Annotated in this window: 12 protein-coding genes; 4 read left to right on the forward strand and 8 right to left on the reverse strand. The window is 70.6% G+C overall.

Annotated elements, in window-relative coordinates; translation table 11 throughout:
* A partial coding sequence (locus tag IEJ02_RS13555) for a LacI family DNA-binding transcriptional regulator (RefSeq protein ID WP_223863772.1) occupies positions 1–1,040 on the forward strand: 1,040 nt, incomplete at its 5' end.
* An 853-nt stretch (positions 1,041–1,893) separates the two neighbouring features.
* On the opposite strand, the gene prcA is transcribed toward IEJ02_RS13555, so the two are convergent.
* The 5 genes from prcA to arc form a co-directional block, all read right to left on the reverse strand.
* Positions 1,894–2,661: a proteasome subunit alpha gene (prcA, locus tag IEJ02_RS13560; protein ID WP_191065099.1), complete on the reverse strand. Its 768-nt coding sequence runs from the start codon at positions 2,659–2,661 to the stop codon at positions 1,894–1,896.
* A gap of 54 nt (positions 2,662–2,715) precedes the next feature.
* Positions 2,716–3,561: a proteasome subunit beta gene (gene prcB, locus IEJ02_RS13565; RefSeq protein ID WP_191065100.1), complete on the reverse strand. Its 846-nt coding sequence runs from the start codon at positions 3,559–3,561 to the stop codon at positions 2,716–2,718.
* A 109-nt stretch (positions 3,562–3,670) separates the two neighbouring features.
* Positions 3,671–3,889, reverse strand: coding sequence for a ubiquitin-like protein Pup (locus IEJ02_RS13570; RefSeq protein ID WP_020872584.1), 219 nt, complete (start codon positions 3,887–3,889; stop codon positions 3,671–3,673).
* 135 nt (positions 3,890–4,024) lie between these two features.
* A complete protein-coding gene (gene dop, locus IEJ02_RS13575) occupies positions 4,025–5,536 on the reverse strand; it encodes a depupylase/deamidase Dop (RefSeq protein WP_137977257.1) in 1,512 nt (503 codons plus the stop codon).
* A 259-nt stretch (positions 5,537–5,795) separates the two neighbouring features.
* On the reverse strand, positions 5,796–7,562 hold the full coding sequence (gene arc, locus IEJ02_RS13580; protein WP_137977258.1) for a proteasome ATPase: 1,767 nt from the start codon (positions 7,560–7,562) through the stop codon (positions 5,796–5,798).
* A 257-nt stretch (positions 7,563–7,819) separates the two neighbouring features.
* Here arc and IEJ02_RS13585 point away from each other — a divergent pair, with 257 nt between their 5' ends.
* A complete protein-coding gene (locus IEJ02_RS13585; RefSeq protein WP_137977259.1) occupies positions 7,820–8,110 on the forward strand; it encodes a ferredoxin in 291 nt (96 codons plus the stop codon).
* 18 nt (positions 8,111–8,128) lie between these two features.
* On the opposite strand, the gene IEJ02_RS13590 is transcribed toward IEJ02_RS13585, so the two are convergent.
* From IEJ02_RS13590 to IEJ02_RS13600, 3 genes are all read right to left on the reverse strand, one after another.
* Positions 8,129–8,716 (reverse strand): hypothetical protein, encoded by a 588-nt coding sequence (locus IEJ02_RS13590; RefSeq protein WP_317985789.1) that lies wholly within the window; start codon positions 8,714–8,716, stop codon positions 8,129–8,131.
* A gap of 175 nt (positions 8,717–8,891) precedes the next feature.
* The gene (locus tag IEJ02_RS13595; protein WP_191065102.1) at positions 8,892–9,896 is read right to left on the reverse strand and encodes a tRNA (adenine-N1)-methyltransferase; all 1,005 of its coding nucleotides are present in this window, start codon (positions 9,894–9,896) and stop codon (positions 8,892–8,894) included.
* Positions 9,897–9,964: 68 nt separating this feature from the next.
* The gene (locus IEJ02_RS13600) at positions 9,965–11,215 is read right to left on the reverse strand and encodes a site-2 protease family protein (protein ID WP_191065103.1); all 1,251 of its coding nucleotides are present in this window, start codon (positions 11,213–11,215) and stop codon (positions 9,965–9,967) included.
* A 129-nt stretch (positions 11,216–11,344) separates the two neighbouring features.
* Here IEJ02_RS13600 and IEJ02_RS13605 point away from each other — a divergent pair, with 129 nt between their 5' ends.
* Together IEJ02_RS13605 and IEJ02_RS13610 are read left to right on the forward strand one after the other, a co-directional pair.
* Positions 11,345–12,232, forward strand: a complete 888-nt coding sequence (locus IEJ02_RS13605; protein WP_370467037.1) for a RecB family exonuclease — start codon at positions 11,345–11,347, stop codon at positions 12,230–12,232.
* A gap of 185 nt (positions 12,233–12,417) precedes the next feature.
* Positions 12,418–13,089, forward strand: a complete 672-nt coding sequence (locus tag IEJ02_RS13610; RefSeq protein ID WP_009719179.1) for a response regulator — start codon at positions 12,418–12,420, stop codon at positions 13,087–13,089.
* Positions 13,090–13,166 lie beyond the last annotated feature (77 nt).

Consider the following 13,166-nt stretch of genomic DNA (forward strand, 5'->3'; position numbering starts at 1 on the left):
CGGCAGCGGGACGCCCGGCAGCGGGACGCCCGGCGGCTGGACGGGCGACGAGCCGGGACGTGGCGCGCGCGGCGGGCGTGTCCCAGGCGACCGTGTCCCTGGTGCTCGGGGAGAAGTGGCCCGGACGGGTCTCCGAGCGCACCGTGGAGACCGTGCGCGCCGCCGCGCGGGATCTGGGCTACCGCCCCAACCTCGCGGCCCGCAGCCTCCGTCTGGGCCGCACCAGGACCGTGCTGCTGGTGGTGCCCGCGCTGACGACCGAGTTCTTCGCCCGCGTCTACACCGGCGCCGAGCGGGTCGCCGCCGACCACGGCTTCGGTGTGGTGCTCTATCCGTCCCCCGAGGGAGTGGGCCCGGCCCGGGACCCGTTCGAATCAGCGCGCGCCTCGCTGGACGGGGTGATCGCCTCCTCCATGGCGGCCGACGCGCTGGTCGTGGTGCGCGGCGGCGGACTGCCGCTGGTGATGCTCGACAGCGACCCGGACGACGCGGCCGCGGCGGCCACGGTCAACCTGGACATCGCGGACGGGGCGCGGCAGGTGGCGGAGCATCTGCTGGGGCTCGGCCACCGCCGGGTGGCCCATCTCGCGGCGGCGGTGGACTCCTGGACCTTCCGGGTCCGCGCCCGGGCCCTGGCGGAGGCGGTGGACGGGGTCCCGGGCGCCGCGCTGAGCGCCGAGCCGGCGGGGCTGAGCGTCGAGGAGGGCCGCCGGGCCGCCGAGCGCGTCCTGGGCCGCCCAGGGCCCCGGCCGACCGCGCTCGTCTGCGACGACGACATCGTGGCCGCGGGCGCCTGCAAGGCGGCCCGGCGGCTGGGGCTGCGGATCCCCGACGACATCTCGGTGACCGGCTTCGACGATCTGGCCCTGGCCACGGCGGTGGAGCCGGAGCTGACCACGGTCCGGCTGTCGGCGGAGGCGGTGGGCGCGGCCGGTATGCGGGCCCTGATGACGCTCCTGGACGGCGAGACCCCCCAGGACACCGTGCTCCCCGTCGACCTGGTCCCCCGGGGCTCCACGGCCCCACCCCCGCGACCCTGACCGGCCTCGGGACTCCACGGCCCCACCCCGCGACCCTGACCCGGCCCCGGGACTCCACGCCCCACCCCCGCGACCCTGACCCGGACCCGGGACTCCACGCCCCACCCCCGTATCCCTCACCGGGCCCCGGACCACCGCCCCCCGGGACAGCGGCGGGGACGGGCTGACCCCGGCCCACCGCCACGGGGACGGGCCGGGGGGGCAGGCCGACCGCGCGCCCCACTTCGGGCATGACCGCCGGGCCGCCGTGGAGGAAGGGCGCCGGTGCGGGCCGGCTCGGCGATCCGCGCACGGGTCTGCTCGCGGGGCCGGTCGCCGCGTCCTGTTCGACGGTGATGGACGCCAGGACGATCCGGGCACACGGCCCACTCCGCGCGTGACCGCGCGCCGGGGCCACCGGCCGACCGGCCACGCCGCGCCCTGGGGAACTCCCCGGCCGGACCGGGTGTGCGCGCGCCGCCTCGCACCGGTCGCGAGAGGGCCTCCCGGCCGGTGCCGTGGCCGCCCCCGACGACCTGCGGCCCGGCTGCGGTGGGAGCGGCAGACCGGCCACTGCGAGGCCACCGCCGCGGCCGCCCCCGGTGCGGCCGCCCCTTCGGGGCAGCCCCCGGGGCCACATCGTCGGCCGGGTCCACCGGGTCCGCCGGGTTCAGGGTCGTCCCCGGCGCCGCTCGCCCACCGGCGAGGACCTGTGCGCGGCCGGCCCGCTGGGCCGACGCTGACGCTGACGCGACGCCGAAACACTCTGGGTCACCGGCCGGGGCGAGTGCCCCTTCACGGTCCCATAACGCCCACCGCCGCCCCGGCGGGCCGGGGCGGCGGTGGGCGTTGAGACGGAACGGCGGCGGGTGGGTCAGTCCTCGGACTCCGAGGAGGACTCCTCCGAGGACTCGGCCGACGCCTCCGCGTCGGCCCCGCCCTCTCCGGGCTCCAGGAGCCGGGAGAGCTGGCGGCCCAGGACGCGCTTGAACTTGCGCTTCTGGGGGCGTGTGCGGTCCAGGACCGCGACCTCCAGCTGCTCGGCGGTGAGGCTGCGCTCCCCGCCGTTGTTGTCACGGGAGAGCGAGTCGACGGCCAGCTTGAGGGCTTCGGCGAGGGTCATGCCGTCCCGGTGGCGCTGGTCGAGGTAGCTGCTGATCTGGTCGGCGTTGCCACCGACGGCGACCGAGCCGTGCTCGTCCACGATGGAGCCGTCGTGCGGAAGCCGGTAGATCTGGTCGTCCTCGGGGCCCTCCCCGACCTCGGCGACGATCAGCTCGACCTCGTACGGCTTCTCGGCGGCGCTGGAGAAGATCGTGCCCAGGGTCTGGGCGTAGACATTCGCCAGCCCGCGGGCCGTGACATCCTCGCGGTCATAGGTATAGCCACGCAGATCGGCGTAACGGACACCGCCGATGCGCAGATTCTCGAATTCGTTGTACTTACCGACCGCCGCGAAGGCGATCCGGTCATAGATCTCGCTGACCTTGTGCAGCGCGCGGGACGGGTTCTCCGCAACGAAGACGATGCCGTCGGCGTACTGCAGCACGACCACGCTGCGGCCGCGCGCGATGCCCTTACGGGCGTATTCCGCGCGGTCGGCCATAGCCTGCTGAGGAGAAACATAGAACGGCGTCGTCACCGGCTGTCCGTCCCTTCTGTCATTGGCGAATGCATTCCGGTTGGACCGTTCTGATCAGAGCAGGGCGGCGCGGGGGCCGTCCGGCTCTTCGAGGCGCCGTTCATGGATGGCGCGGGCGAGTTCGGACACCTCGTCCTCGCTGAACCTCTTGAAACCATCCTCGGTGAGGGAGGTGATGATCGGATAAATGCGGCGGGCGAGATCCGGCCCTCCGGTGGCCGAATCGTCGTCGGCGGCGTCATAGAGCGCCTGGAGCACGGCCGTGGCGGCCTGCTCCTCGGTCGAATCCTCGCGATAGAGCTTCTTGAGCGCGCCCCGGGCGAACATCGAGCCCGAGCCGGTGGCGGCGAAGCCGCGCTCCTCCGAACGCCCCCCGGTCACGTCGTAGGAGAAGATGCGGCCCTTCTCCCGGTCGACGTCCCACCCCGCGAAGAGCGGGACCACGGCGAGGCCCTGCATCGCCATGCCGAGGTTGCCGCGGATCATGGTCGACAGCCTGTTCGCCTTGCCCTCGAGCGAGAGCACGGTGCCCTCGACCTTCTCGAAGTGCTCCAGCTCGAGCTGGAAGAGCTTGACCATCTCCACCGCGATACCGGCGGTCCCCGCGATCCCGACCGCCGAGAACTCATCGGCGGGGAAGACCTTCTCGATGTCACGCTGCGCGATGACATTGCCCATGGTGGCGCGGCGGTCACCGGCGAGCACCACGCCGCCGGAGAAGGTCACCGCCACGATGGTGGTGCCGTGGGGGGCCTCGATGGCGCCCTGCACCGGGGGCAGCGGACGGTTCCCCGGAAGCAGCTCGGGCGAGTGCTCGCCCAGGAAGTCCATGAACGACGAGGAGCCGGGCGTCAGGAAGGCAGCCGGCAGACGCCCTGTGCTACGAGTGTTGGCTTCCACACGTTTCCTTCCACCAGATCTTGAAATGATGCACGGACCATACCCCTGGCCATGGAAGTCATCCGTCCTGCGTCCCCTTCGCGGGGACGCAGGACGGAGAAGACGCGCCTTACTGCCCGCCCTTCTGGACGAAAGACCGCACGAAGTCCTCCGCGTTCTCCTCGAGCACGTCGTCGATCTCGTCCAGCACGGAGTCGACGTCGTCCGAGAGCTTCTCCTGCCGTTCCTTGAGGTCGTCCGCGGCCTGCGCGTCCTGCGTCTGCTCCTCGACCTCTTCGGTCGAGCGCGACGCCTTCTGCTGACCGCCGCCGGTGTCCTTGGTCGCCATTTCCCTCACCCCGCTCGGTTCGCCCGCTGATTCGATCGGTCTCAAGATCAGACCCTACAAGCAGGGTCCGACATCGGCCTCCCACTCGCTACAACGCACGGAGGCCACCTCGATGATTCCCGGCCCAAGGGCATTTCAGCCTCCGGACAGCACCCGGACCAGGTCCTCGGCCGTGCGGCAGCGGTCCAGCAACTCCTTGACGTGGTTGCGGGTGCCGCGCAGCGGCTCCAGGGTGGGAACCCGTTGCAGGGAGTCACGGCCCGGGAGGTCGAAGATCACCGAGTCCCAGGAGGCCGCGGCCACGTCGTCCGCGTACTGCTCCAGGCAGCGGCCGCGGAAGTAGGCGCGGGTGTCCTCCGGGGGCTTGTTCTGGGCACGCGCGACGTCCTGGTCGTCCAGCAGCCGCTTCATCTTGCCGCGGGCCACCAGCCGGTTGTAGAGGCCCTTGTCCGGGCGTACGTCGGCGTACTGCAGGTCCACCAGGTGGAGCCGGGCCGCGTCCCACTCCAGGGCGTCGCGGCGGCGGTAGCCCTCGAGCAGCTCCCGCTTGGCGATCCAGTCCAGCTCGCCGGACAGGCTCATGGGATCGCGCTCCAGCCGGTTCAGCACGTCCTCCCAGCGGGCCAGGACGTCCCGGGTCTGCTCGTCGGCGTCCGCGCCGTAGCGGTCCTCGACGTACTTGCGCGCGAGCTCGAAGTACTCCATCTGGAGCTGCACCGCGGTAAGCGTACGGCCGCTGCGCAGCGTGACGAGACGGCGCAGCGTCGGGTCGTGCGAGACCTGGTGCAGGGTGCGCACCGGCTGGTCCACCGCGAGGTCCACGGCGATAAAGCCGTCCTCGATCATCGACAGCACCAGGGCGGTGGTGCCCAGCTTGAGGTACGTCGACAGCTCGGAGAGGTTGGCGTCGCCGATGATCACGTGGAGCCGGCGGTACTTCTCGGCGTCGGCGTGCGGCTCGTCGCGGGTGTTGATGATCGGGCGCTTGAGCGTGGTCTCCAGGCCGACCTCGACCTCGAAGTAGTCCGCCCGCTGGCTGATCTGGAAGCCGTGCTCATGGCCGTCCTGGCCGACGCCGACGCGGCCCGCGCCCGCGACGACCTGGCGGGAGACGAAGAAGGGCGTCAGGTGGCGCACGATGTCCGAGAAGGCGGTCTCCCGCTTCATCAGGTAGTTCTCGTGCGTGCCGTAGGAGGCGCCCTTGTTGTCGGTGTTGTTCTTGTAGAGGTGGATGGGCTGTCCACCGGGCAGCTCGGCGGCGCGCACCGCGGCCTCGGCCATGATGCGCTCGCCCGCCTTGTCCCAGAGCACCGCGTCCCGGGGGTTGGTGACCTCGGGGGCGGAGTACTCGGGGTGGGCGTGGTCCACATAGAGCCGCGCGCCATTGGTGAGGATCACATTGGCCAGGCCGATGTCCTCGTCCGTGAGCTGGCTGGCGTCGGCGGACTCGCGCGCGAGGTCGAATCCGCGGGCGTCCCGCAGCGGGTTCTCCTCCTCGAAGTCCCAGCGGGCGCGGCGCGCCCGGTGCATCGCCGCCGCGTAGGCGTTGACGACCTGGGATGAGGTGAGCATGGCATTGGCGTTCGGGTGCCCCGGGACGGAGATCCCGTACTCCGTCTCGATTCCCATCACGCGCCGTACGGTCATGCGGCCCTCCTTGCCCGGCGCCGCCCCCGGCTGGGATCGGCGCTCAAGTACCGCTGCGCTCCCGGTCCATCCGCGGCCCCCGATCCTTCGTGCCGCGATACTGCGGTACCGAAGAGCCTAGAACGGCCAAGCGGTGCTGCGGAGATCATTACAGTCATTGCTCCGGTCGGGCTCGTAGGACTCATACGAAGAATGCGGTCCGAAAAGCGCATCCGGCTGCGGATGCCCCGTCCAGGACATCCGCAGCCGGACCGCGGTGTTACAGGTACTGACCGGTGTTCGCCACCGTGTCGATGGAGCGTCCGGTGTCCGCGCCCTGCTTACCGGTGACCAGGGTGCGGATGTACACGATCCGCTCGCCCTTCTTACCGGAGATCCGGGCCCAGTCGTCCGGGTTCGTGGTGTTGGGCAGGTCCTCGTTCTCCTTGAACTCGTCCACGCAGGCGGCGAGCAGATGGGAGACGCGAAGGCCCTTCTGGTTGTGGTCCAGGAAGTCCTTGATCGCCATCTTCTTGGCACGGTCCACGATGTTCTGGATCATGGCGCCGGAGTTGAAGTCCTTGAAGTAGAGGACTTCCTTGTCGCCATTGGCGTAGGTGACCTCCAGGAAGCGGTTCTCCTCGGACTCGGTGTACATCTGCTCGACCACCGACTGGATCATCCCGCCGATCGCGGCCTTCGGCGACCCGCCGTGCTCGGAGAGGTCGTCCGTGTGGATGGGCAGGGACTCCGTCAGGTACTTCGAGAAGATGTCCTTGGCGGCCTCGGCGTCCGGACGCTCGATCTTGATCTTCACATCGAGGCGGCCGGGGCGCAGGATCGCCGGGTCGATCATGTCCTCGCGGTTGGAGGCACCGATGACGATCACGTTCTCCAGGCCCTCCACACCGTCGATCTCGGAGAGCAGCTGGGGGACGATGGTGTTCTCCACGTCCGAGCTGACCCCGGAGCCACGGGTGCGGAAGAGGGAGTCCATCTCGTCGAAGAAGACGATGACGGGCGTGCCCTCGCTGGCCTTCTCCCGAGCCCGCTGGAAGACCAGCCGGATGTGCCGCTCCGTCTCACCGACGTACTTGTTGAGCAGCTCGGGGCCCTTGATGTTGAGGAAGAAGCTCTTCCCCGCGGGCTTGCCGGTCACCTCGGCGACCTTCTTGGCAAGGGAGTTGGCCACGGCCTTGGCGATCAGCGTCTTGCCGCAGCCGGGCGGGCCGTACAGCAGCACACCCTTGGGCGGCCGCAGTTCGTGCTCCTTGAAGAGGTCGGGGTAGAGATACGGGAGCTCGACCGCGTCGCGGATCAGCTCGATCTGGTTTCCCAGACCGCCGATCTTGTTGTAGTCGATGTCCGGTACCTCTTCGAGGACGAGCTCCTCGACCTCGCTCTTCGGTACCACCTCGTAGACATAGCCGGACCTGGGCTCGAGCAGCAGGGCGTCACCGGGCCGGATGGTGGTGCTCAGCAGCGGCTCCGCAAGCCGCACCACCCGCTCCTCGTCGGTGTGCCCGATCACCAGGGCGCGCTCGCCGTCCTCAAGGACTTCCTTGAGGGTGACGATGTCCCCGGCGCGCTCGAACTCCATGGCCTCGACCACATTGAGCGCCTCGTTGAGCATGACCTCCTGGCCGCGCTTGAGGTCGTCGAGCTCGACGCTTGGGCTGACATTCACCCGGAGTTTACGGCCCCCGGTAAAGATGTCGGCCGTACCGTCCTCGTTCGCCTGCAGAAAGGCTCCGAAACCGGCCGGCGGCTGTGCGAGCCGGTCGACCTCCTCCTTGAGGGCCACGATCTGGTCGCGGGCCTCACGGAGTGTGTTCGCGAGCCGCTCGTTCTGTGCGGAGACTCCCGCCAGATTGGTCTGCAGCTCGACGATCCGCTCTTCGAGAATCCTCGTATGACGCGGAGAGTCGGCGAGCTTGCGGCGCAGGACGGCGATTTCCTGCTCGAGATAGGCAACCTGGCCGGCAGGGTCGTCAGACCCCCGCCCCGGCCGGATGCCGCGGTTGATGTCGTCGTCGTGGGCTGCCACGGTCCTCACCTCCTCCAAGGGGAGCTGGACGCTTCCTGACCCTACCTGGGCCGGTGCGGGTTGAAACCCCTAGATCACAAACCCGGTCGGCGTGTGTCCGATCTTCACCCTTGCGCACTCCCTCACGCCAGGTGAATACCCACCCAACAACATCGGAAAGCGAGCGGTTGTATCGTCGACACGGTCAACACCCGTCAGGGTTGGCGATATTTAGACAATGTTGAATCGCGTATCGAAGGAACAGCAGGGGGCACACCGTGCGGAACGAGGAACTCGGCGATCTTGAGGTCTGGATCGACCAGGACCTGTGCACCGGGGACGGCATCTGCGCCCAGTACGCTCCCGAGGTCTTCGAACTCGACATCGACGGTCTAGCCTACGTCAAGAGCGCCGACGATGAGCTGCTACAGGACAAGGGCGCGACCACCCCGGTCCCCCTGGCCCTGCTGACCGAGGTCAGGGATTCCGCCAAGGAGTGCCCGGGCGACTGCATCCATGTACGCCGCGTCACGGACCGGGTCGAGGTCTACGGGCCCGACGCGGAGTGACACACCGCGAGTAACCGCTCACACACTCCCCGGGACCGGCAGCGCCTTCAGTACGAACTTTCCGTCCCGCCACCGCCAGTTGACCTTGCGCTGCAGATCCGGACAGCACCGCGGGACCTTGGCCGACGAGTATCCCAGCAACGTGGCCGAAACCTTCTTTCCGCGCACCGCGAAATCGCTGATGCTCATCCCCTCCTTCGGATCCACGAAGGTGGCCACCACGCGGGGCGCGGCGCCCGCGCGGCCGGCCGGCTGGGAGAGCACATAGACGCCGCTGGGCGGGGTGCCGAAAGCGGTCGGGCAGCGCACCACGGCGACGGTCTCCGGCCGCCCGTCCCCGTCCAGGTCCGCCGAGCCCCGGTCGATGACGTCGGGCCGGGCCCGCCCGCAGTCCATCGGATAATCCGCGGCGCGGGGGTCGGGGGCCTTGGCCGCCGGGAGCCTCCCGGTGCCCGGCGCGGAGGCGGTGGTGGACGTGTTGGCCTTGGCGTCGGAGGGCTGGAAGAACGACCCTCCGGCGATGACGGCGGCCACGGCGGCCGCGGTCGCCACCCAGTGCACCGGACGGGGTTGGGTGTGCGCGAGATCCGGGCCCAGAGGCTGCACGCGGGATGACTCCATGTGAGGGGCTGAGGCGGGAGATGAACCGCATCGTGCCACATCTCACAGGGGCGCGGCCACCGCCCTCACACGGGGAATTCGGTGGCCGCGCCGAGCCGTTGTGGCGCCGGTTCCCGTCGGACGGGCCTCGGGCGGCCGTCGGACCGGTTCCGGAGGGCCGTCAGGCGTCGCCGGAGGGGGTGTCGTCCTGACCGCCGGAGGGGCGCCTGTCAGCTCCTGAGGCGTCCCCGGCACCGGCGTCCTTGGCAGCGGCTGCGTCCTTGGCGGCGCTGGCGTCCTTGGCGGTGCCCCAGCCCACGTAGTCCTCGCCGTAGGCGCCCTTGGCGGGCCTGCGGCGGCGCATCGGGGGCTCCACGCCGTCCGCGAGCCGGCGGGCGGTGAGCAGGAAGCCGGTGTGGCCGATCATGCGGTGGTCGGGCCGTACCGCCAGGCCCTCCACGTGCCAGGTGCGCACCATGGTCTCCCAGGCCGACGGCTCGTTGAAGGTGCCGTGCTCGCGGATGGCCTCCACGGTGCGGGCGAGCTGGGTGGTGGTGGCGACGTACGCGCACAGGATGCCGCCGGGGACGAGCGCCTTGGACACCGGCTCCAGGCACTCCCAGGGGGCGAGCATGTCCAGGATCACGCGGTCCACGTCGGTGTCGCTGAGGTTGTCCTGGAGGTCGCCGACGGTGAGCCGCCAGGCGGGGTGCGGGGCGCCGAAGTAGCGCTCGACGTTCTGGGCGGCGATCTCGGCGAAGTCGGCCCGGCGCTCGTAGGAGTGCAGCATGCCCTGGTCGCCGATGGCCCGCAGCAGGAAGGTGGAGAGCGAGCCGGAGCCGACGCCCGCCTCGACGACGCGCGCGCCGGGGAAGATGTCGGCCATCGCCAGGATCTGCCCCGCGTCCTTGGGGTAGACCACGGCGGCACCGCGTGGCATGGACAGGACATAGTCGGGGAGCAGGGGGCGCAGCGCGAGATACGCGACGTTTCCCGTGGTGCGCACGACGGTTCCCTCGGGGGCACCGATCAGCTCGTCATGGGGGAAGGATCCCTTGTGGGTGTGGAAGTTCTTCCCGGACTCGAGCGTAAAGGTGTAGTGGCGTCCCTTGGGGTCGGTGAGCTGGACCTGGTCCCCGACCTGGAAGGGCCCGCGACGGCGGGCGGCACCGGTCGGTTCGGACATGTGAACAGCCTACCGGGCACTTCGCCCTGCCCGGACCACGCCCGAACGCCCGGACCACGCCCGGCGCCTCAGGAGGGGCCCGAGGGGGTCCTGGCCATGGCCGCCACGAAGGCGCGCTCGACATCGGCCGTGGAGAGCACCCCGTAGATCTCGCCGGTCTCCTCGACCACCAGGTACTCGGTGGCGGGGGTGGCCCGCAGGGTGTCCAGCAGCTCCTCGCCGGTGAGCTCGGCGGAGACCCGCATACCGTCCTTGAGGTCCTGGGCGAGACCGCTGACCGCGACCCAGGGGCGGCGGTGCTCGGGGATGCCCACGATGGCCGCCTCGCGCACCACGGCGGTCGGGGCGCCGTGGCCGTCCACCACGACCAGGGCCCGGGCCCCGGCCTCGTTCGCCCGGCGCAGCGCCTCGGAGAGCGGGGTGTCGGCCGCCACGGGGACGGCGCGCCGGGTGAGCGTACGGGCGCGCAGGTCCGGCAGCCGCTCCCGCAGCCGGGCCATGCGCAGGCTGTTGCCCGCGCCGGTCCAGATGATCGCGGCGAGTATGGCGGCCAGCAGCGCGTCGGTGAGCGAGTCGACGCTGCCGAAGCTCTGGGGCTCCTCGCCGAGCCCGCCCGCCTGGGTGAGCAGCGGCAGCCCCACGAGCACCGCGACGGCGAGCGCGCGGCCGCTCCAGGCGGCGGCGACGGTGCCGGTCATGGGCTTGCCGCTGAGCTTCCAGACGACGGCGCGCAGCATCCGCCCGCCGTCCAGCGGCAGCCCGGGCAGCAGGTTGAACGCGGCCACGATCAGGTTGGAGATCATCAGCCCGGCGAGCAGCACCCCCGGCACCGTGTCGGGCTCCACGACCATCATGCCGAGGTAGAACACGCCCGACAGGACCAGGGAGAGCAGCGGGCCGACGAAGGCGAGCACGAACTCCCGGCCGGGGGTCTCGGTCTCCTTCTCGATCTCCGAGACCCCGCCGAAGAACTGCAGCTGGATCCGGCGCACCGGCAGCTTGAAACGGAGCGCGGCCACGGTGTGGGCAAGCTCGTGCACCAGCACCGAGGCGTAGAAGGCCACCGCGAAGAAGAGCGAGACCAGATAGCGGGCGGCGCCGAGCTCGGGCAGCACCCGGTCGAGCTGGCCGCCGAAGACCCAGGTGATGAGGGCGGCGACCAGGAACCAGCTGGGCGAGACGTACACGGGCACGCCGAAGGGACGGCCCATGAGAAAACCGCCGCCCACGTCACGTGGGCGCGGCTGCTTGTCGCCCTCGGGCTCGGTCGCGCGGTCCGATTCCCCGTTGTCGGACTGCCGCTGCCCGCTGTTGTCCACGGTGTCCCCTCGTCGGATGCTCGGTCGCACCCTTCTTTTTGATACGGTCCCCACGATCATGCAGTGCCGGGGGCTCGAACGTCGATGGTATGCGTCCGGCTGTCGGTGGCGGGTCGTAGGGTCTTCGCCATGGGAACCACCACGGGAACCACCGCCGGGAAGGCCGAACCCTCCGACGGGCCACCGAAGTCCGCCCCCGCCGCCTCGCTGTCACCCTCACGGGCGGCCGACTTCATGCGGTGCCCGTTGCTGTACCGCTTCCGAGTGATCGACAAACTGCCGGAGAAGCCCAGCGCGGCGGCCACCCGCGGCACGGTGGTCCACGCGGTGCTGGAGCGGCTTTTCGACGCCCCGGCCGCCGACCGCACCGCGCCGCGGGCCCGGGCGATGGTGCCGGGCGAGTGGGAGCGGCTGCTGGCGGCCAAGCCGGAGCTTGCGGAGCTGTTCCAGGAGGAGGACGGCGCTCCGGCGCCGGACCGGCTGGCCGAATGGCTGACGGGGGCCCAGACGCTGGTGGAGCAGTGGTTCTCGCTGGAGGATCCAACGCGTCTGGAGCCCGCGGAGCGCGAGCTGTTCGTGGAGACGGAGCTCGAGTCCGGGCTGACGCTCCGTGGAATCATCGACCGGATCGACATCGCTCCCACCGGTGATGTGCGGATCGTGGACTACAAGACGGGCAAGGCCCCCGCGCCGCAGTACGCGGGCGAGGCGCTGTTCCAGATGAAGTTCTACGCCCTGGTGCTGTGGCGGCTGCGCGGGGTGATCCCGAGGCGGCTCCAGCTGGTCTATCTGGGCAGCGGCGATGTGCTGACGTACGACCCGGAGGAGCGGGATCTGCGGGCCGTGGAGCGCAAGGTGCTGGCCCTGTGGGAGGCGATCCGGCTGGCCACGGAGACCGGTGCCTTCGTGCCCCGGCAGACCAGGCTCTGCGGCTGGTGCGACCACCAGGCACACTGTCCGGAATTCGGTGGTACGCCGCCGCCGTATCCGCTGGCGGTGGTGCCGCCCCGGAATTGAAGACTGCCGCGTAGCGCCCCCTGAGGGTGGTGGTGGGCGACGGGCAAGAAAAGAGGTGCCGCGTAGCGCCCCCTGAGGGTGGTGGTGGGCGACGGGCAAGAAAAGAGGTGCCGCGTAGCGCCCCCTGAGGGTGGTGGTGGGCGACGGGCGGGCAGAATGGGCGCGGTCTAGGAGAAGGAGTTCCCGTGGCGATCCGCGTCCTACTGGTCGATGACCAACCGCTGCTGCGCACCGGCTTCCGGATGATCCTGGAGGCGGAGCAGGATCTGGCGGTCGTCGGGGAGGCCGGGGACGGTCTGCAGGCCCTCGACCAGGTGCGGGCGCTGCAACCCGATGTGGTCCTGATGGACATCCGGATGCCGCGGATGGACGGCGTGGAAGCCACCCGTCAGATCACCGGTCCGGGGCGGGACGGCCCGGCCAAGGTGCTGGTGCTGACCACCTTCGACCTGGACGAGTACGTGGTGGAGGCGCTGCGCGCCGGGGCCAGCGGCTTCCTGCTGAAGGACGCGCCCGCCACCGAGCTGGTGCAGGCCATCCGCGTGGTGGCGGCGGGCGAGGCGATGCTGGCGCCCAGCATCACCCGCAGGCTGCTGGACAAGTACGCCGGGCATCTGCCGTCGGGCGAGGAGCCGGTGCCGGACACCCTGCACACGCTGACCGAGCGCGAGGTCGAGGTGCTGAAGCTGGTGGCCCGGGGGCTGTCCAACGCGGAGATCGCCGCCGATCTGTTCGTCAGCGAGACCACGGTCAAGACGCATGTGGGCCATGTGCTGACCAAGCTGGGGCTGCGCGACCGGGTGCAGGCCGCCGTCTACGCCTACGAGAGCGGGCTGGTCCGCCCCGGCGCGCAGTAGGCGTCACCGGGGCGGCTCGGGCGGGGCTGACGGCCGATCGGTCGGCCGCCCCGTCAGCCCGTCGTCCCCGGCAGCCC

This window comes from Streptomyces sp. 5-10, assembly GCF_014712245.1.
GTDB classification, from domain to species: domain Bacteria; phylum Actinomycetota; class Actinomycetes; order Streptomycetales; family Streptomycetaceae; genus Streptomyces; species Streptomyces violaceusniger.

Bases quoted from the DNA above. Each gene is read 5' to 3' on its own strand.
- IEJ02_RS13570 (WP_020872584.1), bottom strand. From the start codon at position 3,889: ATGGCGACCAAGGACACCGGCGGCGGTCAGCAGAAGGCGTCGCGCTCG.
- dop (WP_137977257.1), bottom strand. From the start codon at position 5,536: ATGACCGTACGGCGCGTGATGGGAATCGAGACGGAGTACGGGATCTCC.
- IEJ02_RS13595 (WP_191065102.1), bottom strand. From the start codon at position 9,896: ATGTCCGAACCGACCGGTGCCGCCCGCCGTCGCGGGCCCTTCCAGGTC.
- IEJ02_RS13605 (WP_370467037.1), top strand. From the start codon at position 11,345: ATGGGAACCACCACGGGAACCACCGCCGGGAAGGCCGAACCCTCCGAC.